This is a genomic window from Megasphaera paucivorans (genome assembly GCF_900103535.1).
GTDB lineage: Bacteria > Bacillota > Negativicutes > Veillonellales > Megasphaeraceae > Megasphaera_A > Megasphaera_A paucivorans.
Genome location: NZ_FNHQ01000005.1, coordinates 48252 through 69116, shown reverse-complemented (window position 1 = coordinate 69116; position 20865 = coordinate 48252). Strand labels below are relative to the sequence as shown.

At 49.5% G+C, this 20865-nt stretch carries 22 protein-coding genes; 16 read left to right on the top strand and 6 right to left on the bottom strand.

Going from position 1 to position 20865, the window contains the following annotated elements:
- Nucleotides 1-409 precede the first annotated feature (409 nt).
- Genes BLR11_RS03470 through BLR11_RS03460 form a run of 3 tightly spaced genes read right to left on the bottom strand, consistent with a single transcriptional unit; the run spans nucleotide 410 to nucleotide 2052 of the window.
- A complete protein-coding gene (locus tag BLR11_RS03470) occupies nucleotides 410-1159 on the bottom strand; it encodes an MIP/aquaporin family protein (RefSeq protein ID WP_091648223.1) in 750 nt (249 codons plus the stop codon).
- 29 nt (nucleotides 1160-1188) lie between these two features.
- The gene (locus BLR11_RS03465; RefSeq protein ID WP_245675069.1) at nucleotides 1189-1677 is read right to left on the bottom strand and encodes a EutP/PduV family microcompartment system protein; all 489 of its coding nucleotides are present in this window, start codon (nucleotides 1675-1677) and stop codon (nucleotides 1189-1191) included.
- A gap of 45 nt (nucleotides 1678-1722) precedes the next feature.
- Nucleotides 1723-2052, bottom strand: a complete 330-nt coding sequence (locus BLR11_RS03460; protein ID WP_245675068.1) for a BMC domain-containing protein — start codon at nucleotides 2050-2052, stop codon at nucleotides 1723-1725.
- 415 nt (nucleotides 2053-2467) lie between these two features.
- On the opposite strand from BLR11_RS03460, the gene BLR11_RS14570 reads away from it, so the two are divergent.
- From BLR11_RS14570 to BLR11_RS03435, 6 genes are all read left to right on the top strand, one after another.
- Nucleotides 2468-2593 (top strand): hypothetical protein, encoded by a 126-nt coding sequence (locus tag BLR11_RS14570; protein ID WP_281240839.1) that lies wholly within the window; start codon nucleotides 2468-2470, stop codon nucleotides 2591-2593.
- Nucleotides 2560-3048 (top strand): protease inhibitor I42 family protein, encoded by a 489-nt coding sequence (locus tag BLR11_RS03455; protein WP_091648220.1) that lies wholly within the window; start codon nucleotides 2560-2562, stop codon nucleotides 3046-3048. The genes BLR11_RS14570 and BLR11_RS03455 overlap by 34 nt, the downstream gene beginning before the upstream one ends.
- A 208-nt stretch (nucleotides 3049-3256) precedes the next feature.
- Nucleotides 3257-4015, top strand: coding sequence for a CoA transferase subunit A (locus tag BLR11_RS03450; protein WP_091648218.1), 759 nt, complete (start codon nucleotides 3257-3259; stop codon nucleotides 4013-4015).
- A 15-nt stretch (nucleotides 4016-4030) separates the two neighbouring features.
- On the top strand, nucleotides 4031-4690 hold the full coding sequence (locus BLR11_RS03445) for a 3-oxoacid CoA-transferase subunit B (RefSeq protein ID WP_091648216.1): 660 nt from the start codon (nucleotides 4031-4033) through the stop codon (nucleotides 4688-4690).
- Nucleotides 4691-4702: 12 nt separating this feature from the next.
- Nucleotides 4703-5857 carry an acyl-CoA dehydrogenase family protein gene (locus BLR11_RS03440; protein ID WP_091648215.1) on the top strand — a complete coding sequence of 385 codons (1155 nt, stop codon included), beginning with the start codon at nucleotides 4703-4705 and terminating at the stop codon, nucleotides 5855-5857.
- 192 nt (nucleotides 5858-6049) lie between these two features.
- Entirely contained in the window at nucleotides 6050-7411 is a 1362-nt protein-coding gene (locus BLR11_RS03435) for a sigma-54 interaction domain-containing protein (protein WP_091648213.1), read from the top strand.
- 89 nt (nucleotides 7412-7500) lie between these two features.
- Here BLR11_RS03435 and BLR11_RS03430 read toward each other — a convergent pair whose 3' ends face one another.
- From BLR11_RS03430 to BLR11_RS03420, 3 genes are all read right to left on the bottom strand, one after another.
- Nucleotides 7501-8616: a sensor histidine kinase gene (locus BLR11_RS03430; protein WP_091648212.1), complete on the bottom strand. Its 1116-nt coding sequence runs from the start codon at nucleotides 8614-8616 to the stop codon at nucleotides 7501-7503.
- A complete protein-coding gene (locus BLR11_RS03425) occupies nucleotides 8609-9310 on the bottom strand; it encodes a response regulator transcription factor (protein ID WP_091648210.1) in 702 nt (233 codons plus the stop codon). The genes BLR11_RS03430 and BLR11_RS03425 overlap by 8 nt, the downstream gene beginning before the upstream one ends.
- 132 nt (nucleotides 9311-9442) lie before the next feature.
- Entirely contained in the window at nucleotides 9443-9970 is a 528-nt protein-coding gene (locus BLR11_RS03420; RefSeq protein ID WP_091648208.1) for a DUF6803 family protein, read from the bottom strand.
- Nucleotides 9971-10228: 258 nt separating this feature from the next.
- Here BLR11_RS03420 and BLR11_RS03415 point away from each other — a divergent pair, with 258 nt between their 5' ends.
- From BLR11_RS03415 to BLR11_RS03370, 10 genes are all read left to right on the top strand, one after another.
- Complete coding sequence (locus tag BLR11_RS03415) at nucleotides 10229-10801, top strand: hypothetical protein (RefSeq protein WP_091648207.1); 573 nt, start codon at nucleotides 10229-10231, stop codon at nucleotides 10799-10801.
- 66 nt (nucleotides 10802-10867) lie between these two features.
- Entirely contained in the window at nucleotides 10868-11410 is a 543-nt protein-coding gene (locus tag BLR11_RS03410; RefSeq protein ID WP_091648205.1) for a hypothetical protein, read from the top strand.
- A 150-nt stretch (nucleotides 11411-11560) separates the two neighbouring features.
- On the top strand, nucleotides 11561-13099 hold the full coding sequence (locus BLR11_RS03405; RefSeq protein WP_091648204.1) for a capsule assembly Wzi family protein: 1539 nt from the start codon (nucleotides 11561-11563) through the stop codon (nucleotides 13097-13099).
- 872 nt (nucleotides 13100-13971) lie between these two features.
- The gene (gene urtB / locus BLR11_RS03400) at nucleotides 13972-14835 is read left to right on the top strand and encodes an urea ABC transporter permease subunit UrtB (RefSeq protein ID WP_091648202.1); all 864 of its coding nucleotides are present in this window, start codon (nucleotides 13972-13974) and stop codon (nucleotides 14833-14835) included.
- A 15-nt stretch (nucleotides 14836-14850) separates the two neighbouring features.
- Entirely contained in the window at nucleotides 14851-15957 is a 1107-nt protein-coding gene (locus tag BLR11_RS03395) for an ABC transporter permease subunit (protein WP_091648201.1), read from the top strand.
- A 3-nt stretch (nucleotides 15958-15960) separates the two neighbouring features.
- Nucleotides 15961-16725: an urea ABC transporter ATP-binding protein UrtD gene (urtD, locus tag BLR11_RS03390; protein ID WP_091648199.1), complete on the top strand. Its 765-nt coding sequence runs from the start codon at nucleotides 15961-15963 to the stop codon at nucleotides 16723-16725.
- Nucleotides 16722-17414: an ATP-binding cassette domain-containing protein gene (locus tag BLR11_RS03385; protein ID WP_091648197.1), complete on the top strand. Its 693-nt coding sequence runs from the start codon at nucleotides 16722-16724 to the stop codon at nucleotides 17412-17414. The genes urtD and BLR11_RS03385 overlap by 4 nt, the downstream gene beginning before the upstream one ends.
- 18 nt (nucleotides 17415-17432) lie before the next feature.
- Complete coding sequence (locus tag BLR11_RS03380) at nucleotides 17433-18662, top strand: Zn-dependent hydrolase (protein WP_091648195.1); 1230 nt, start codon at nucleotides 17433-17435, stop codon at nucleotides 18660-18662.
- 17 nt (nucleotides 18663-18679) lie between these two features.
- A complete protein-coding gene (locus BLR11_RS03375; protein WP_091648193.1) occupies nucleotides 18680-19558 on the top strand; it encodes a carbon-nitrogen hydrolase family protein in 879 nt (292 codons plus the stop codon).
- A 55-nt stretch (nucleotides 19559-19613) separates the two neighbouring features.
- Nucleotides 19614-20798: a transporter substrate-binding domain-containing protein gene (locus BLR11_RS03370; RefSeq protein ID WP_091648191.1), complete on the top strand. Its 1185-nt coding sequence runs from the start codon at nucleotides 19614-19616 to the stop codon at nucleotides 20796-20798.
- Nucleotides 20799-20865: the final 67 nt, after the last annotated feature.

Here is a 20865-nt window from a genome sequence, read left to right as displayed (position 1 = left end):
GGTGCTGCCCGGGCTCTCTTGACGGGAGAAAACAGCACACCTTTTTCAAGGAATAGGAGGACGCACCAAAAGACGACCACGCAGAAGCAGAAGGGCTTCAACGTGGTCGTTTTTGGGTGAACGTTGCAACTGATATACGAACCACTATTCGCTGACGGCAGCTATGGGTACCGTCCGAACCGGAGTGCGCAACAAGCTATAGCCGGAAGCCCTATAGTAACATGTTCTATTACAAACGAAAAGCTCGCATTGGCCGGATATTATGATTTTCCAAGCCAATACGAGCGATTACGAAAACAGCACGCAAACAATTGAACCGCCGTATACCGAACGGTACGTACGGGGTGGTGTGAGAGGTCGGTCACTCAACTAATGGGTGACCTCCTACTCGATTATCGGATAGTATATTTTATCTGGCCATGCTGAAAATAAGTTCATAGAGCAATACGCCGAAGGAGCCGCCCAAGATAGGAGCTATCATAGGAACTAAGGCGTAGTCTGCCCAGTGGGCACAGCCTTTGCCGTGGATCGGCATTACGGTGTATGCCAGGCGAGGGCCCCAGTCACGAGCGGGGTTGATGGCATATCCCGTAAGACCACCGAGTGATTGGCCGACGGCAACGATGATGCCGAAGATGTACAGATTTCCCATGCCGACGGCAAGTCCCATGCCCTGAGCCGGGTGCAGTCCAGCGGCGTTGGAAATGCCCATAATAGAGAATAAAAGGACAAAGGTACCGACAAATTCGCTCAGCGAGTTCAGCGGAATATTGCGGACCGCCGGCTGGGTGCAGAAGATGCCTAATTTGGCGTTGGGATCGCCTTCGGTTGCATTGAATTGATCACGGAAGAGAATAGAAACGAGTGCGGCACCGACAAATGCGCCGGAGAATTGAGCGATCAGATATCCGGGAACCATACTCCAAGGGAATAGACCGCCGACGGCGAGGCCGATGGTTACGGCAGGGTTAAAATGACCGCCGGAAAAGGGCCCGAAAATATATACAGGGATCATAACGGCAAGGCCCCAGGCACAGGTTATCATGCAAAGACCGCCGCCTTTAAAGTTTGATTTGTTCAGCGTGACGTTGGCGACAACGCCGTTGCCGAGAAGAATTAACATAAACATACCTACAAATTCACATATGTACGGAAACATTTGAATACCTCCTTTAAATTAGATGCCTATTATTTATATGGTACTGCCTGTTTTGCTTCTGCTACTTCTTTTGCGTATTTTTCATCCCAGGGAAGCTTGTCGTTCTCCTCTTTCAGGTATGTGAGCAGTTCCGGAATCCCTTCCCCGGTGATGGAATCAACATAAAAAATCTTTTTGCATCCCGTGAGTTCAAGCCAGAGGGAAACCTGCGGCAGATTGGCATAGGCGTCGTGGATATGGGTAACGATGCCGATTACTTCGCGTGTGGCAAGAGAGACGATATTCGGACTATAGAGGGTATACGCTTCTGCCGCATTTACCAATAGACCGACGATATCCGCTTCATGGGAATAGACGATAAGAGCCCGGCCCAGCGCTGTATTTTCACAGTATTCGCCGGGGGTGTCAATGACTACATCTCCGTGTAGTATGTATTGGGTTTTATGATAGGTAATTCGGGAACCTTTTAGTGCCTGCGTTAATGTAGTCTTGCCGGATCCGGTACGTCCTACCAGCATGATCTTCTTCATTCGGGACCTCCTTTCTTATGACGGGAAGATTTTTTATGCCTTGGTGATGGGACACACTTCGAAGCAGAGAACTTGGGACGCATACTCCAGTACTTTTTCCCAGGCAATGGTAACATCGGAAATAGAGCCGGTCACAACCAGCGTTCCGCTGAAACGATCCACAAATCCAAGCGTAATGGAGGCGGATTTCAATGCGATATCGGCGGTGATGATAGCGGTTTCATACGGGGTCTGGCATAAGATACCGATCGCTGCATTATGGTAATCGATATTCGGATCTAATCCCAGCTTGCGGTACAATATAGGATCGGGACTGGCGATGACGTGTGCCAGCGTGATTTGTTTTCCCGGGACACTTTCCATGATGATGCGGGCGGCTTTTTGCATGATATCTGACGTTGTAGTAAACTCCATGTGGGGTAAACTCCTTTCTAAGTGCTATGAGTGATGGTAATAGCTTCTATGTATTTATTGTAATGAATTTTAAAAAACGCAACAAGGACGATGATTATTGTCTTTGTTGCGTTTTGTCATAAAATAGGTTATTTTATAACACATTTTTATCTACTTGCGTTACAAGATTATGCTATAATCTGTTATCTTTCTATTACTAAATAAGGCATATCCTTTATCTTTTGCCAGAAGGTGGGATACAGTGCCTATGTTCCGGGCTTTTGCAGGCTGGTTCGTTTCCGATCATAGGATTGCTTAGTTTGGGTGGCAGGAAATCCGCAGGCGATGCCGAATTACTTTCAGTAGTAAGGAGCGTGCCCGTTCTTTGCCGGAACAGGAATCGGATCGACCGGATACAGCGGCACGCTGTCTAGCCCGCTTGCGGAAGCGGCGTGGTAGCGAAGGAGGCAATTGGGTATGCGTATATGGAAACGGATCCAATGGGGATTGATGATTGGTATTTGCGGAGTCGTGATGTGGGTGGCGGCACCCACAACGGCGGCTGCCGAGGGGATGGCGTATCGGGAGCTTCCCGTGGGAGTGACTGTCCGCATCGATGAGAGGGATACGACGACGGTCGGAGTCGAAATAACGCCGGGAGAGTGTCTGCGGGTAGAACTGTTGGCTGCCGGAGGAACGGGGTATGACTGGGTTATCGATAATACGGCATTGCAGCTGCTGGAGGTGAAATACCACACGGAGGCACCGGTGATGCATGCGAACGGACTTACAGGAGGACCGGTGCGGACCGTATTTATTTTACAGGCTAAAGAAGGAGTGCGCGGGAAGGAAACGGTGGTGTTTTCTTTGCGGCGTCCTTGGGAACCTGCCGGAATGGCAGCAAAACATGTATATTGTGATGTCCGTGTTCGGAACGGAGCGTCTATGCCCGCTGCCGCTATGTGATCGTGTTGACGGAACGTCTCCCGGATGACTGTCCCTATTTGGGACGAGTTGTCTTGTTGGGGGACGTTTTTTTTTGCCTGCATGATTAAAAATAATGGGGAGACCGCAGAATATAGGCTTTTTTGCGGAGACTTTTATTTGGCATGTATATTGCATATAAATGTATGCTCGGGCAAGAACGGTATACAAATAAAAGGAGGTAGATATCATGTCAAAGTTCGGTAATAAGGTACGGTCTATGGATGAAGCATTAGGATGTATCCCTAAAACAGATGCGAGAATCATGATGGGGGGATTTGTGGGCGCCGGGGAGCCTACGTGCTGCATCGACTGGCTGATCGAACATGGGATCACGGATATTACATTGCTTACGAATGAACCGGGACTGGATGGTTTTGGCCGTGCCATGTTGTATAAAAACGGACGGGTCAAGGAATTGATTTCTTCTCATGTCGGTACGACGCAGGAATCAACGGAAGAATATCTAAAAGGAAATATTAAGGTAGAACAGTTTTACCCCATGGGCACTTGGGCGGAAAAAGTACGTGCCGGAGCTGTCGGATTAGGCGGCGTATTGGTTCCTGTCGGCGTAGGGATTTTGGATGAACCGGGATTGTTTGCTGATTTGGAGGAACCCAAGGAAGTGATAGAGATCAATGGAATTCCCTGCTTTGTAGAAGCCGCATTGCGGGCACCGTTCGGATTGATTAAAGCATGGCGTGCCGATGAAGCCGGTAATTTAGAGTATCGGTATACGGGAGTCAACTGCAATCCTATTGTCGCCATGGCTTGTGATTATACCGTAGCGGAAGTAGAAGAAATTGTTCCTGTCGGGACGATTTCACCGGACCGGGTCGGAACGGCGGCACCCTTTGTTCAAGCTGTCGTCAAGGGGCTGAGTCTGGCAGAACATGATGAAATCTATCGTCAGCATTGGCTGCGTACGGGCAAATTGGTAGAAGAATAAGAGGAGGGAATTTCAATGAATCCGAGAGTTTTGATTGCAAAACGCGTGGCCCAGGAATTTAAGAACGGCCAATTAGTCAATTTAGGGTTTGGTATGCCGACACAAGCATCAAATTACTTGCCGGAGGGCGTTACGGTCATGTTTCATGCCGAAAACGGTTTGTTCGGCGTAGGTCCGCGTCCGTCAGCAAAGGAGGCTAAAGCAGATATTACCAATGCCGGTTCCGAACCGGTAACCTTGATGCCCGGAGCGGCGGTTATGGATCTGCCGACCTCTTTGGGGGCTATGCGTGCCGGTGTTTTGGATATTACCGTGTTAGGTGCGCTGGAGGTCGATCAGGAGGGAAATATTGCCAATTGGGCCGTGAAACGGAACGGTAAATGGTGGCCCGGACCGGGCGGTGCCATGGAACTTTGCTATGGGACCAAAGACGTGGTTGCCTGCTTGATGCATACCGATAAAAGCGGCGAATCGAAAGTACTGAAAAAATGTACCTTGCCGCTGACGGGCAAGCATTGCGTGAAAACGATCGTTACGGATAAAGCTGTATTTTCTGTCGGCAATCATTGTTTGATCCTTCGTGAACATGCACCGGGAATCACGCTGGAGGAAATACGCGCTTCTACAGCTGCTGATTTTGTCGTTGCCGATGATTTCTGTGAAATGAAGGTATAAGGAAAGGAGCCTATGATGATTGCTATAGCGGCCCATGAAGAAGAGTTTTTACAGCAAGTCCGTGCATTCTGCCGGCATCAGCTGCAGCCTAAAGCCAGAGAATTGGACCGGGACAGCCGATTTCCGAAAGAACTTCTTCCGGAAATGAGAACCTGCGGCCTATTCGGCAGTTCCTATGATCCGCAGTACGGCGGCAGGGGGTATTCCTTTTTGACGGCCTATGCGGTGCTGACCTTATTGGCCAAAGCCAGTGCCGGTGTGGCACTTACCTTGATCGTGCAGTGGATGGCAGTCGATGTGCTGCGGCAGTTTGGGACGGAGCAACAAAAACAAACCTATCTGCCGGGGCTGATACGCGGTGAAAAAATCGCGACTTATACGATCAGTGAAGTACAGGCCGGTTCGGATGCCGCTGCCATTACGACGACGGCGACAGCCCGGGACGGCGGCTGGCAGCTTGACGGAGCGAAGTTCTTTGCCACCAACGGCGGGTTGGCGGAGGTATATATCATAGCGGCTAAAACGGCGCCGGAATTGGGGGCCAAAGGAATCAGCCTGTTTTTGGTGGAAAAAGGGACACCGGGGTTTACGGTCGGTCCCTCGGAGGAAAAGCTTGGCTGCCGTAGTTCGCGTACGACGGCATTGCACTTTGACCATTGCCTGATACGGGACGACCAGCGGATCGGTCCGGTCAACGGCGGGTTTAAAATTGCGATGTACGGATTGGTAAGCGGTCGGCTGGGGATGGCGGCCATGGGATTGGGAATTGCCGAGGCCGCCTTGCAGGATGCTGTATCGTATGCCAATACACGCGTGGTTTTCGGCAAGCCCTTAGTATCGTTGTTTGCGATTCAGGAAAAAATAGCCGATATGTATGTACAGATCCAAGCCGCGGAACACATGGTACGTGCTGCCGCGGAGAAGCGCGATACACAGGCGGAATACTCGCTGGAGGCGTCGACAGCGAAATTATTTGTAAGCCGTGTCATCACGGATATCTGCCATCAGGCGCTGCAAATATACGGCGGCCATGGATATATGAAATACAATGATGTAGAGCGGTATGCCCGAGATGCCCGGCTTCTGGATATCGGAGTCGGAGCCTCCGAGGTTTTGAAAATGGTGGTCGGCATGACGATCGCCAAGGATATACGCACGACAACATAACGCTGCTTGTTTCCGGAAATATGCCACTATACTGCATAGTGGCATATTTTTTGGACAGCCGCGCATACGAAATATACAAGATACAATTGAATACAATGGATATTTTGCAATGCCGCCTCCTCACATAAACGGCATTACATGATATAATAGTATATATACCATATATGCAACGATAGAAAAGGAGGGAGCCCCATGACACTGCCTGTAAAAATGCCGGAGACGTTTTTTAATAACGTATATTTGAATGCGATTGCCGACACGCCGTTCGAGGGCATTTTAGCAATCGATCTGGATGGGTGCATTTCGTTTGTCAATGATTTTTTTCTAAAAGCGCTGGACTGCAAACGCCAAGATATTATCGGGAAAAAAGTCGTCGATGTGATTCCCCATTGCCGGTTGAATGAAACCATCGAACAGGGCTACTCGATTTGGGGTGAAACGCTGAAAATCAAAGATAAGAGTTTTTTGGTTGCCCGATTTCCCCTTCGCAATAAACATCAAGTAGTCGGCGCAGTGGTCAAGACGATTTTTCCGGATCAAATGGTTGCCAAGGAAATTGTCAGCAAACTGTCCCACCAAAACGTCAACGTCATGGCCGGAGCCTGCACAAAATTATATACGTGCATGGATATTATCGGAGAGACGCCGCAGATGTTGTATGTCAAGAAATTGGCAAGAAAAGCATCACGGACCAATTCCACCCTGCTGATCACCGGGGAAAGCGGGACGGGCAAGGAAATTATTGCGCAGGCGATCCACACGCGTTCGGTGCGCCGGGAATCGCCGTTTATCAGCGTGAACTGCGGGGCTATCCCGGAAAATCTGCTGGAATCAGAGTTGTTCGGCTATGTTGACGGGTCCTTTACGGGGGCTAAAAAAGGCGGCAATCCGGGGAAATTTGAACTTGCCAACGGCGGTTCTATTTTGCTGGATGAAATCGGAGATATGCCGATGGATATGCAGGTCAAATTACTGCGTGTCCTGCAGGAACGGAACGTATGGCGTATCGGAGCGACGATGCCGATTCCGTTGGATGTCCGGGTGATGGCGTCTACGAATACGGATCTGCGGCAATTGGTGGAGGAGAAAAAATTCCGCCGGGATTTGTTTTATCGCATCAATGTCCTGGAGATCAACATGCCGCCGCTGCGGCAGCGGCTGGAGGATCTGGATATGCTGGTGCCGGGGCTGATCCATCGGATCAATGTGCGGATCGGTTCTAATGCCCAGGGCGTGACGCGAACTTCACTGGACTTGCTGAAGAGTTATTCCTGGCCGGGAAATGTACGGGAGTTGGAAAATATTTTGGAACAGGCTATTTGCTGGAATGATGAACCCGTGATCGATGTCAATAAGATACCTTTCCGGCCCTGGGAGTGTACCTATGCAGCAGGGGAGACGGCGCAGCAGGCGCCCTTATCTCTTAAGGAGAATGAACGAGAATTGATTTTACAGGCTTTGGAACAGGCGGAGGGAAATAAAACGAAAGCGGCACAGCTGCTGCATATTTCACGATCTGTCTTGTATCGGAAACTGGCGCACATACACCGATAAACGCCGAATTCCGCAAAAAACACACCGCTTCCATCTGCGACTGCACTGCGGAAGGAGGCGGTGTGTTATGTTGTCGGTAAAAAATGGGATCAGGCAGGCCCTGCCGGCAGGAGTATGGAAAAGGAAGTGCCTTTCCCGGGGTGACTTGTTGCCGCAATGGTGCCGCCGTGACTGAGGACAAATTGCCGGGCTAGTGCCAATCCGATGCCGGAGCCGCCGCTTTTGCGGTTCCGCGATTTTTCGCCGCGGTAAAAATATTGAAAGATATAGGGGATATCCTCCGGGGCGATGCCGGGGCCCGTATCGGTGATCCGTATGCTGATATAGGGAACTTTTTCCTTTTCGACCCGGTCCGTGACAATACAAATACTGCTTTTTTCCGGAATATAGCGGATCGCGTTGCTGATGATATTATATAGTACCTGATTGATCCGGTCTTTGTCGATATAGGCGGTACAGCCGTTTTTCAGCAAATCCAGCTGCACGGATAGATTTTTTTCATCGATCAGGGGCTGCAGCATATTGACGGCACGGGATAGCATGGCATTGATGTCCGTATCCTCTTTGTGCAGTTCCAATTCGTTGATTTCCGCCAAGGATAAATCACGCAGATCTTGTACCAGACGATTGACCCGCAGTACTTCCTCCTCCATTGACAGGAGCATGGTTTTGTTGACCGGAATCACATCATCGATCATGCCCTCCAGATTTCCTTGTATAATAGCCAGCGGCGTCCGGAGCTCGTGAGCAATATTGGTAAAAAGGTGATGCCGCATCTGGTCGTTTTGGTGCAGCTGCAGGGACATGGCGTTGATCGTGTCGGCCAGCATGCCGACTTCATCCTGCCTCGTAATCGCCACGGTTTTTCCGTAGGTTCCTTCTTTCAGCGTTTGGGCAGCTTCATTGAGCGTGCATAACGGTTTTGTAATGCTGCGGGCTGTCAAATAGCTGATGAACAGGCTGATCGTCAAGATGGCAGCGCCTACCCAGATAAGAGAGTGATGGACGGAGGCCATAAAGTGCTGTTCCGGCGTTCCGTGTGCCGAGTAGGGCAGCGTCAGTGCCGCACCGTTATACTGCAGGTATTCGGAAAAATGCTGGTCCATTTGCAGATTGACAAGGAACAGCAGGATCCCGATCGTCGAGATGAGAAGAATAAACGACATTCCTGTCAAGCGATAGACAATGCTGTTATATTTACGCATGGCTGCCTCCGGAAAATTTGTATCCGATACCGTATACCGTTAGAATATATTCAGGGTGGGCGGGATCCCGTTCCAGTTTTTTCCGCAGATTGCGGATATGGGTGTCGATGGTTCGCTCATAGCCTTCGAAACTGTAACCGCCTTGGGCTTTTTCCATGAGCTGCAGGCGGCTGTACACCCGGTCCGGGGAAGACGAGAGCACTTCCAGCATATTGAATTCCGTCGGGGTCAGCAGGATGGGCTCCGTACCGCGGTATACGGTATATTTTTCCTTGTCAATGTGCAGATCACCGATGACGTAATGCGTCGACGCCTGCACGATTTCGCCGCGGACGCGGCGCAGCCGTGCATATACCAGGGCCACGAGTTCTTTGATATTGAACGGTTTCGTCAGGTAGTCATCAGCGCCGATATTCAAGCCTACGAGCCGATCGGTTTCATCATCTTTGGCGGTCAAAAACAAAATAGGAAGATCGTTGTTCTGCCGGACACGGCGGCAAACCTCAAAGCCGTCCATATCGGGCATCATCAGATCCAGAATCATGATCTGCGGTTCATAGCGCCGCAGCAGAGCTAACGCGCTCCGGCCGTCAAAGGCTGTATATACGACGAATTGTTCCCGTTCGAAATAGGTACGCAGTACCTGAATCAGTTTGACATCATCATCTACGATCAAAATAGAATGTTGCAGCATCGCGATCCCTCCTGTCTCTTTTCTTTACTATACACTGTCCGGGATAGATACTTCAAGCGCTGCGGCGTATTTATTTTCCGGTACAACAGTGCCGGGGACAGCGTGAAAAGGCTGTTCCCGGCGGATAGGCTGCTAGGGGCGGTTCCTGTCATGGTTCATTTGGGAATGGTCCATCTGCCTGTATCCGGCAGGCAGGGGTTCCTGCCAGCCGCCCAAGGTGGGATTTACCATGCCGAAAATCATGGCAATATGGCTGACGACGAGAAATGCGATCAACAGTACCGCATGTATTTTGAGGCGCTTATGTTCGCTGCGGCCGGAGCCGAGGAGACCCCATTCCATAAGGGTGATGGAAAATAAGGGGACTACACCCAGCATGTAGGCATATACCGCGACCTGATCGATCCATCCGCGCCAAGTCAGAGAGGGCACGACGATACGCGCTAAATAAAGGAATACGATAAGGAAGTATACTCCTAATATCATTCCGATATATTTATTCCACAGACGCCAGTACTTGTTTTTGCTTTCTCCCCAATACAGTGTAAAAAATTCTGTTGCTACGAGGGCCTCCGCCATTCCGACGGGGATGACCATGAACAGGATTAAGTTCCATGGCTGATTCATTGCTAATAGTTCCATATAATGTGTCATTATCATAGGATATGCACTCCTTTTCTTTGATATGCCTTTAGTATACAAAGGGCATATACAGAGGATATGAAGAACTTGTCAAGAACTTGTTAAGATTTGCACTTTTATTTTTCCAATATTCATTTTGCAATGCAACAGCAGCAGGAGTCTGGTACAGGATGCCGAATATTTTAAATAAGCAATCGTTGCTGTCCCTGCGGTCGGGGGGATGGCGGGATCGTATCCGGGAGGAGACAGTACCCTGTGGGTGCTGCATAAAGGGGGGTGCCCATCGTCATTTTTATAAATCGCAAGGGACAGGGATTGGTAGAGTACGGCCTTATTTTGCTGATTGTCTTGTCTATCGGGACCGGGATATATACGGTGTACCAGCTGAAAGGCTCCGAACACAGAATATATTCGGCTATTACGGAAAAACTGCAGTCCATTTTGGGAGTCGGAGATGTATTTGATACAGGCGAAACCTTTACTATTATGGAGAGTGATCCATTGGGAATCAAGCCGGTGACGGGGCATAAGACCAATTTGACCGTGGGCAAGGATACTGCCTATACCGTATATTGGTATGAGAGCCGGTATGGGCAGAAGGTCTATACCTTATATCATGAGGGACAGCGTTACACCTATTACGGCAGTCCGATACAAGGCGGCAATGATGCGCATGTCCGTATCGAAGAGGATGGCGGCAGGACAACGGTTTTTAAATCGGGGGAGTACTATTATCAAATTACAGATTACGGCAATGCGGATACACAGCTGACCGTATTCACCGGCAATACAAGTACGATTCAGCGGCAGCCATATTACCGGAATGTTACGGCATATGACCGCAGCTGATCGACAAGGGGAAACGAATCGCTTAGTTACAATGATACGTTACGTGCAGATAAGGAACCTATTTACATGTTTTTACACCCAATACTCAATAAAAAAGGGCAAGGTATAACTGAATATGGCATAATTCTGCTATTTGTCGCACTCTTGGGAGTCAGTGAATATTATTCGGGAAATATAGGCCAAAACATCAGCTCACTGTACAGTGCGGCCTCTACCCATTTACATTCTATTGTGAACGGACAGAAAACGGATTACGATACGGGAATCACCGTTACGGATTCACAGGGAAACGTATGGCATCAGACCACGCTGACCTATCAGACGAGGAACGGGAGCAATGATCCGACCAAGGACTATCGGGTATACTGGTTCATCAACGACGGCGGTAAGGGAAATAAAGAATATAAAGTGGGAATGAGCGCACGGGGCGGCGGCAACAGCTTGCAGGCATATCTGGGAGGAACTTCGTATTTTGAAGATACGGACGGCAAGTATTATAAATTAGTGGAAAACGGCGGAAGCAATACGACGATAGAACAAGTATCCGGCACGAGCATAGATACACATAAAATGAGAAATGTATTGCCCGCCGATATTCCGAACCTGTGATCGGCGGGATAAAGCAGCCCGAAGTGCCGTTGTTCCTGAAAGAGAAACGGATATTCTGCTTATTTTTCAGGAACGGTGACGGAAAGACTGTCGTTATATAGATTTTTATCATATGAGACATTGATTTGGGATGTATGGGAGAGACGATGTATGATGAATAAGGTGTTGCGTTTTGGTATGAGTGTGTGTCTGGCGGCGCTGCCGGCAGTAGGAATGGCGGCGGCTCCGGTTGTGACGGCAAATGTTTCGGCGGACAGTGTGTATTATTCGTATGTAGACAAGTTAAGCGGCATGGGATATATTACCTCCCTGCCGAATGGTGCCAGACCGTACAGCCGCATGGAAATGGCCAAGTGGGTGCAGGAGGCGGAAAAAACGGCGAAGAAAAAGCCGATGCCCGGCTATTTGCAGGATGTGCTGCAAGCTATGGAGACGGAGTTTGCTCCCGAACTGGCGACGCTGCAGGGACATCGTACCTATGACGGGGTACGGCTGTATTCCGTGACGGCGGCGCTGGCTTATCAAGGCGGCGATGCGTCTTCGTACCGCTATCCTTCCGGAGTCCACGGCAGTTGGCAGCCGTTTGGGACAAATCGCAACGGATACCAGTACGGGGCGGATGGCAATGCGATTGCTTCCTTTGAAGCCTCCGGCATGATCGGGCATGAAACGGCAGTCTATATCCGCCCGCGGGTGAGCTACGACAAGAATAATCATCTCAGCATGAGTTTGGAGGAAGGATATATCAAAACGCGCAGCGGTATCTGGGCATTTGAAGCCGGCCGTCAGGCTATGCGATGGGGACAGGGAGCCACGGGCACGCTGGCTCTCAGCAATACGATGAGTCCTTTGACGACTTTGCAGGCCCATTTTATGGAACCGCAGCAGGTCGGTGGGTTTTTCCGTTTTCTCGGACAGGCCGACGTTCATCTGTTTTACGGAAAACTGGAGAGCGACCGATCGGATCGGGCGGCAGCGTACGGCCGGACGGAGTATGATGATGCCGGACTGCTCGGTATGCGTGTCGATATTACGCCGACATCGTATGTTACCGTGGGGTTGGAACGGATATCCATGCTTGGCGGCAACGGCAACGGCTTGAATGCCTCCGACTGGGGACACTGGATATACGGACGCAACGATGATAATCGGAAGGACCGGTGGGATGATATTGCCGGGGTGGATTTCCGGCTGCGCTTTCCCGGCGTGCAGTTGTACGGAGAGTTGTACGGAGAGGATCAGGCCGGATATCTGCCTTCGGATATTGCATATCGGGCAGGCGTCTACCTGCCGCAGCTTACCAAGGATGGCAGCTGGGATATGACGGCTGAAATCGTAAATACAAATAACAGCTGGTATATCCACAGTAAGTTCCAGAACGGCTGGACGTACCGCGGCGATATCATAGGCGATGCCATGGGAACCAATGCCCGCAAATATTATGTGGGTCTTACGCGGCATTTTCGCCGGGAAGGGACTATCGGCGTCTATGTCATGCGGACGGATATGGATCGGGGAACGGCCCAGCATCCCACGGTCGATGAAATCGGCATTACGGGACAGCGGAAACTGCGTGCCAATGTCTATCTGAACGGCACGATCGGAGCGGCACGGGTAGAACATGCTAACTATACGAGCAGCACCGATCATGATACCTTTGCCATGGCCAGTGTGAAATGGCTGTATTAATGGCGCTGTCAGACAAAAACGGGACACGGAGAATTGCGGTGTCCGCAATTGGGCATATGCACAAAACGGAAGGGCAATTTTATTGCTGTTACACAATTGTTTCGTGCGCATGATGATGTTATACTTAATAAAAATAAAAAATAGCACATAACGACGGCGTTATCTTTACATGGATGCCGTCGTTTTTTTTATTGCAGGGAAAGGAGCACGCTGTGTCATTGTGGGGGAATGTGTCCGGGTACAGGTGGAAGGGAAACGGTATTGAGGGGGAGATAGGATATGATGAAAGGCATACTGGAAGAGTATAAATTTGAAATATACTACATCGTATTCATTTATTTCAGTTTAGTATTGTTGACGATCATGTCATTGCAATATGGCGAGTGATTTTTTAGGGGCCGTCTGGTTTTTTACTGCATTTTGTGCATATGCTGAGGCTCGAATGTGGTGCCATCTGCCGGCTGGGGGCCGGCGCAGGAGCCGTGCGTTGTGCAACTATACAAAATATAGCGAAAATATTGTATGATTTACTGATGGAATTTATACGATGAAGTGGATATACTATACCATGTACATTAAACCATAGGCATACACACAAGGGCGTGTTTTCATATAGGCTGCCTTTGTGTTTTTTTGATTTATTGGCTATTTATACTAATAAAATTAAAAATAATTGATGTTGCACGTAATAATTTTATTTAGTATACTATTTTCAAGCAAAGAAGCTTGAAATAGTTTCTTTGCTTTTTTTATTACTTTAATCTGTACAGGACAATGGTGTTCTTCTGCCTCTTTGCAAGGGGTGGAATGAACACTTTTTTTTGCATGGCAGGAGGTCCTGGAGGAATTCATGTATATAAGGAGGAGTCAAGATGGGATTGCTTGCATCGCAAGTTATTAACGGGTTAACCAATACATCTATTCTGTTTTTGGTGGCCGTCGGATTGGTCGTTATTTTTGGATTGCTGGATGTCGTCAATATGGCCCATGGGGAATTTATCATGTTTGGTGCCTATAGTGCCGTGGTATGTGTCAATACGCTGCATCTGCCGTTTGTCGTGGCAGTATTGATCGCGGCGTTGTTTACGGCTCTTATCGGATCGGTCGTAGAACGATTTATCATTCAGCGGCTGTACGGCAAGGTGGCGGAAACACTGCTGGGGACGTTTGCCTTAAGTTATATTTTCCAGCAGCTTGTCCGCACTATTTTCGGGCCGGAGGATCAGCTGATGGCGCTTCCCATTGATACGACCTTGCATTTCGGATCTATTGTCGTGCCGGTTTATAATGTGGTGCTGCTCGTTGTTTCTGTCATCGTTTTGGCCGGAACGCTGCTGCTGTTGATCAAAACAAAATTCGGGATGCAGCTCCGGGCCAATGTCCAGAATCGTACGATGGTGCAATGCCTGGGTGTTAATTCTGCCCGCATTGATAATCTGACCTTCAGCTACGGCTGTGCACTGGCGGGTCTGGCCGGAGCGCTGATCGCACCGGTCAAGAGCGTTACGCCGGATATGGGAGTTACCTATGTCGTCGATAGCTTCATGGTAGTCGTACTGGGCGGCCTGAATTCTATTTTCGGCAGTTTTATGGGCTCCTTTGTAGTCAGTGAATCGTCTACGGTCATGGCCGGATACATGAGTGAAATCACGGCGAAGCTTTTGATTTTTATCGTAATCATCGGAGTTATCCGGTTCAGGCCGCAGGGCTTGTTCTTCAACAAGGATAAGCGCTAGGAGGGAGAGGACGACATGAAAAACATAAAATCGATATTGGAAAATATGACGATTGATAAATATATCGCGTTGTTTATTTTTATCGGACTGTTGATATTGCCGCTGCTTTCCTCGCGGTACAGCGTGCAGATATTCGGTAAGTACATTACCTATACTATACTGGCTCTGGGGCTGGATATTCTCTGGGGCAGTACGGGACTTATGAATCTGGGCTTTGCCATTTTCTTCGGTTTAGGCAGTTACATTTTCGGGATTTCCATGGCGATACAAAAAGGGTTGCCGGCGTTTATGTCCTTCGGCGGACTTACGGAACTGCCTTGGTTATATGTACCGCTTCAAAGTCCGGCCGTCGCCGCGCTCCTTTGCATCGTGATTCCCGGACTGGTCGCGCTGATCCTCGGGTATTTTGTATTTACGAGCAAAATAAAAGGCGTTTTTTACAGTATTATTACCTTGGCTTTTGTAGCACTTTTTGAACTGTTTATTACAGATCAGCAGATTTATACGGGCGGAGCCAGCGGTGTCAACGGCATCCCGACAGGCCTTATGACGCTGCGGCTGTTCGGCAGCAAAATTTCGATTTTTGATTGGTATTATATTGCGTTCGCCTCTCTGGTGATTATTTATATGTTCTGCGTATGGCTCAATCACAGCCGGTTTGGCAAAATCATCCATTCTATCCGCGATAATGAAATGCGGGTACAGTTTTTAGGGTATAATCCGGCGGTTTTTAAGATCGCTATCTTCACTATTTCAGCGGCCATTGCAGGCTTTGCAGGACTTTTGTACGTACCGATGTCCTCCTTTGTGTCGATCGAAAATTCAGGAGTCGCCTTTTCTACGATGATCATCATCTGGCTGGCCGTAGGCGGCAGGGGAAACCTGACGGGAGCGATGGCCGGAGCCTTATTGGTCAGTTTTCTGCAAAACATTTTATCCGGATATTTCGGCGGCATGTGGCAGGTCGTTCTGGGTGTCGGCTTGATCCTTATCGTTATGGTTCTGCCCAAAGGCCTGATAGGCAGTTTGATCGATTGGCAGTATATGCGGCGCATTCACGGCAGGCAGCATGCAAATCCCGGGTCAGATCCGGTTCCTCCTGCGCGGAAAGTAGAGGTGTAGGCGATGTATTTGGAATTAAAGCATTTGACCGTTGATTTTAATGGCTTTTTGGCCGTGCATGATGTAAGTTTGGGAATCGAAAAAGGGGAAACACGAGTCATTATCGGGCCGAACGGGGCCGGTAAAACGACTATTATCGATATGATCACGGGAAAGACAAAGCCGACGCAGGGAGAGATACTGCTGAACGGTGTCAATATCGCCGGCAAGGAGTCCTATGATATTTCCAATACCTATGGGATCGGACGTAAATTTCAGGGACCGAATGTGTTTGATGAAATGAGCGTGTATGAAAATCTGGAGGTAGCCCTTTCCGGACATACGAGTTTATGGCAGGCGTTTACGTACCGCCGGACGCGGGCAGTAGATGTCCGGCTGGAGGAAATACTGAGCCAGATCAATTTGACGGAACAGCGGGATATGCTGCCGCGTTTCTTATCTCACGGACAGCGGCAGTGGCTGGAGATGGGCATGATTCTGGCACAGAATCCGGCGATTATCACGCTCGACGAACCGGCGGCGGGCATGACGGATGATGAGACCTTTAAAACAGGGGAAATGATCAAGTCGGTCATGAAGGATAAGACGGTCATCGTCGTGGAGCATGATATGGATTTTATCAAGCAGATCGCCAAGACCGTAACGGTGCTGAACCAGGGAGAAATACTGGCGGAAGGCACGTATGAAGAAGTTTCGCATAATGCAGAGGTCATCCGCGTATATTTAAAAACGGATGATACGGAGGAAGAGGAGGCAGAAAGCGTATGATGCAGGCAGCAGATGTATCTGTCAGTTATGGAGCGGGACCTATCGTATCGCATGTTTCCTTCACTGTGAACGCAGACGATAAATTGATCATTTTGGGCCGCAACGGCGTAGGCAAAACGACCTTGCTCAAGGGCATTATGGGGATTTTGCCGATCAAAGGAACGCTGACATTCAAGGATACGGATATTACAACCTATTCCGCATCGAAGCGCTCCCGCAGCGGCATAGCGTATGTGCCGCAGGGACGGGAAATATTTCCCGATTTGACAGTAGAAGAAAATCTTCAGATCGGGGCCATGTCGCACCCGGTCGATTTTAAAAATAAATTGGCGGAGGTACTCGAGTATTTTCCCATTTTGACAGAGCACATGAAGCGCAAGGGCGGGGTCCTGTCCGGCGGACAGCAGCAGCAGCTGGCGATTGCCAGAGCGTTTATCAGTGAACCGGCCGTATTGATGCTGGACGAACCGACAGAAGGCATCCAGCCGAATATCGTGTCTCATATTTCTCATATTTTGACGCGGTATCACGAGGAAAAGCATATTCCGCTCATCGTGGTCGAACAGAATTTAAAGTTTGCACGAAAACTGGGAAACAAATTCCTGATTATTCAAAAAGGGACTATTGTCGAATCCGGTCCGATAGAAAAATTGACAGATGAAGTCAGCATTGCGTATTTAAGTGTGTAAGAGTGAGGGGAATATAGCATGGATATAGAATATACGGCGGCAGGCGTTATTGCCGACCTGCAGGAACTGGCAGCCCTGACGTCTGATGAAAAAGGCGCACAGCGTGTAGCTTGGACGCCGGTGTGGGATACTGCGGAAACATGGTTCAAGGAAAAAATGACAGCCGAAGGAGCAACCGTTACCGTGGATTCGGCGCATAATGTGTGGGCGAAGTTTGCCGGAGAGACGGAGGAGGCGGTCATCATCGGCAGCCATCTGGATAGTGTTCCTGACGGCGGCTGGCTGGATGGTGCGCTGGGCGTTGTTGCCGGTATGGGGATCGGCAAGCGGTATGGAATACATGGGGTAAAACCTAAAAAGACGATCTATATCGTCTGCTGGGCAGATGAAGAAGGTGCCCGGTTCAGTCAAAGCTGCATGGGATCGGCAGCGATCAGCGGCATGTTTACTGCCGAAAAGGCAAAGAATCTTACGGATAATGAGGGAGTACGATTCCAGGAAGCCTTGCAGCGTTACGGACTGCAGGCAGAAGATTTCAGCAAGGCAAGGGCGGAATTTTTGGAAAAGCCGATTGCGGCGTATCTGGAACTGCATATTGAACAGGCACCGGTGCTGGAACAGGCGCATAAGTCTGTGGCCTGTGTATACGGGGTGACAGGGTGTTACCGCCAGTACCTTACCTTTACCGGACAACAGTCCCATTCCGGTTCCCCGATTGCTATGCGGCACGATGCGTTTTTGGCGGCCGCTCAAGCATCGCTGGCCTTCCGCGAGATAGGAATACGGCACGAAGGGTACTGCACCGTCGGCAAGGTGGCGGTAGAACCGGATGTGGTTACTATTTTTCCGGGACGCTGCATTATTTCTTTGGATCAGCGTTCCATTGAGGGTGCGACCTTGGATATCATGGTGGCAGAAGCGAAACAGGCAGCTGAACAAGCAGCTGCAGACAATGGCGTCACTGTTTCCTTTGAAGAAATATGGTATACGCCGCCGACAGTATTTGATGCGTCCTTAACGGCATTGTGTCAACAGGCTGTAGAAGCTGAAACGGGCGAGGCTGCGACGATGTATTCCGGACCTCTTCACGATGCAGTCGAAATTTCCAAGGTCGTACCCTCTGTTATGATGTTTGCCATGTCCCATAACGGCTTGTCCCACTGCAAGGAAGAAGATACACCGCTGCCTGTTTTAAAACAGGCGATCCGTGCTTTTTTGCGGCTGGCTGATACCGTCGTAAACATATAGGGAAAGGAACGATACTCATGTTAGATATTATAGGCATATCCGTTGTGACGTTTCAGGCACAATGGGGAAAGAAAGAAGAAAATCTGCAGCGCATGCTGGGATATATAGAGCATGCGGCACGACAGGGAAGCGATTTGATCGTGTTTTCTGAAATGAGCTTGACCGGGTATGACGATGAAGGACAGGTACCGGCCGCTTTGAAAATGCAGACACGGCTGGCCGAGACGATTCCTGGTCCGGCATCGGAGGCGGTGGCACAGGCGGCGAAAGCTCATGGTATCTATGTTTTGTTCGGCATGCCCGAGATGTATGAGGGCCGGGTGTATAATTCTCTGGCGGCTTGTTCGCCGGAGGGGACAATCGTTTCGTATAAAAAAATGCATCTGCCCCTGCAGGAACCCAATTGGGCGGCACATGGAGATACACCGCTGCTGCTGCCTACGCCTTGGGGACCTATTGGGTGCAGTATTTGCTATGACGCGTACAGTTTTCCGGAGTTAATACGATATTATGCGGCGAAGGGGTGCCGCTTGTATATCAATGCGACGGCTTTTGCCAAATCGCGTAATCCGAATCGTGCCAGAACTACGCTGGAGGCGTCTGTATTGCGCGAAGATATATATATTGCTACGGCCAATTTAGGCGGAGTGGATCTGGTTACTGATTTTCTGGGCGGCAGCAGTATCATGGGGCCGTCACGGACGTATGGCGAGGTTCATTATTATGCCGGACGGACGTTTGATGATCCGGCGGCTCCGGAATCAGAAATGTACAGCGCCGTTATCGATTTGACATTGGCATCACGGAGTTTGTATGTACCGAAGGAGGGACGAAAGGAAGCAGATTTCCGGCCGGCTTGTTATGCTGCTATGTATACAGAACTGACTGGAAAATAACATCGGGTATCCGATTGACGATAGATAGGAATTATATATATAGGGGGAACAGTACATGAAAAAGTTAAAAAAACTATTGGTATTGGGAGTGTCGGCAATGGTATGCTGTGCGGCGCTTAGCGGCTGCGGCGGAGAGACGAAAACCGCGGAAAAGGGATTGGGTGACAGTGTGAAAATCGGGGTGCTGTACTCAACGACGGGGGCCTTTTCCATTAATGAAACACCGATGCAGAATGCTGCCAAAATGGCGATCGACGAAATTAACGCAAAAGGCGGCATAAACGGCAAAAAGATAGATGCGATCTACATGGATTACGGTTCGGATCCGACGATGGCGGCACAGAAGGCCCAGGAGCTCATCCTGAAAGACGGAGTTTGTGCGATCGTCGGGACCAATTCGTCGGCGACGCGGCTGGCGGTTATTCCGACAGTGGAACAGAATGACTCGCTGCTGGTGTACAATACGTATTATGAAGGGGAAAAGCCGTCGCCTAATGTGCTGTATACCAACAGCGTGCCGAGTCAGCAGATCGATGCCTTTGTACCTTGGATGATGAAGAATCTCGGGAAACGGGTATTCTTTGCGGGTACGGATTATGAATTTCCCAAGAAGAGCATCGCCATTGCCAAGAAGCTCGTCCAAGATAACGGCGGTGTTGTTGTAGGAGAAGAATATGTACCGACGACGCAGACGGACTTTTCTTCGATGATCAACAAGATCAAGGAAGCAAAACCGGATGTTGTCTTCTCGGTGGTAGCCGGCAATGCGGCAGTTCCGTTCTACAAGCAATACAGCCAGTACGGCATGGATCCTAAAAAGGTGCCTATCTGCTCCATTTCTACCAGCGAAGCGACCTTGAAGGGAATCGGTGCAGCGGCTATCGGGACCTATTCGTCCTTTGATTATTTCAATACGATCGATACGCCGGCTAATAAAGATTTTATCAAGAAGTATCAGGAAAAATTCGGCACCGATACGACCGTAACCAATCAGGCTGAAGGGGCGTACCATGGTGTATATATGCTGGCGGCGGCGATCGCCAAGGCTGATTCCAAGAGTGCGGCTGATATCATCAAGGCAGCGGCAGGGCTGGAAATCGATACGCCTGCAGGGAAGATAAAAATGGATGATACCAATCATCATGCTTGGCTTAACAGTTATATCGGCAAAGTAAATGACAATCTCGCGTTTGATATTGTCTATCAGTCGGATGGACTCGTAAAACCGGTAGCAGAATAAATAGTGACAGGAACCAGAGCCTTCGATGCCGTTTGTAGTTATCGAGGGCTCTTTCCGTATATAGGAG

Coding starts and splice junctions, on each gene's coding strand:
- BLR11_RS03470 (WP_091648223.1), bottom strand. CDS start 1,159: ATGTTTCCGTACATATGTGAATTTGTAGGTATGTTTATGTTAATTCTT.
- BLR11_RS03465 (WP_245675069.1), bottom strand. CDS start 1,677: ATGCTGGTAGGACGTACCGGATCCGGCAAGACTACATTAACGCAGGCA.
- BLR11_RS03460 (WP_245675068.1), bottom strand. CDS start 2,052: ATGGAAAGTGTCCCGGGAAAACAAATCACGCTGGCACACGTCATCGCC.
- BLR11_RS03455 (WP_091648220.1), top strand. CDS start 2,560: ATGCGTATATGGAAACGGATCCAATGGGGATTGATGATTGGTATTTGC.
- BLR11_RS03450 (WP_091648218.1), top strand. CDS start 3,257: ATGTCAAAGTTCGGTAATAAGGTACGGTCTATGGATGAAGCATTAGGA.
- BLR11_RS03445 (WP_091648216.1), top strand. CDS start 4,031: ATGAATCCGAGAGTTTTGATTGCAAAACGCGTGGCCCAGGAATTTAAG.
- BLR11_RS03440 (WP_091648215.1), top strand. CDS start 4,703: ATGATGATTGCTATAGCGGCCCATGAAGAAGAGTTTTTACAGCAAGTC.
- BLR11_RS03435 (WP_091648213.1), top strand. CDS start 6,050: ATGACACTGCCTGTAAAAATGCCGGAGACGTTTTTTAATAACGTATAT.
- BLR11_RS03430 (WP_091648212.1), bottom strand. CDS start 8,616: ATGCGTAAATATAACAGCATTGTCTATCGCTTGACAGGAATGTCGTTT.
- BLR11_RS03425 (WP_091648210.1), bottom strand. CDS start 9,310: ATGCTGCAACATTCTATTTTGATCGTAGATGATGATGTCAAACTGATT.
- BLR11_RS03420 (WP_091648208.1), bottom strand. CDS start 9,970: ATGATAATGACACATTATATGGAACTATTAGCAATGAATCAGCCATGG.
- BLR11_RS03410 (WP_091648205.1), top strand. CDS start 10,868: ATGTTTTTACACCCAATACTCAATAAAAAAGGGCAAGGTATAACTGAA.
- BLR11_RS03405 (WP_091648204.1), top strand. CDS start 11,561: ATGATGAATAAGGTGTTGCGTTTTGGTATGAGTGTGTGTCTGGCGGCG.
- urtB (WP_091648202.1), top strand. CDS start 13,972: ATGGGATTGCTTGCATCGCAAGTTATTAACGGGTTAACCAATACATCT.
- BLR11_RS03395 (WP_091648201.1), top strand. CDS start 14,851: ATGAAAAACATAAAATCGATATTGGAAAATATGACGATTGATAAATAT.
- urtD (WP_091648199.1), top strand. CDS start 15,961: ATGTATTTGGAATTAAAGCATTTGACCGTTGATTTTAATGGCTTTTTG.
- BLR11_RS03385 (WP_091648197.1), top strand. CDS start 16,722: ATGATGCAGGCAGCAGATGTATCTGTCAGTTATGGAGCGGGACCTATC.
- BLR11_RS03380 (WP_091648195.1), top strand. CDS start 17,433: ATGGATATAGAATATACGGCGGCAGGCGTTATTGCCGACCTGCAGGAA.
- BLR11_RS03375 (WP_091648193.1), top strand. CDS start 18,680: ATGTTAGATATTATAGGCATATCCGTTGTGACGTTTCAGGCACAATGG.
- BLR11_RS03370 (WP_091648191.1), top strand. CDS start 19,614: ATGAAAAAGTTAAAAAAACTATTGGTATTGGGAGTGTCGGCAATGGTA.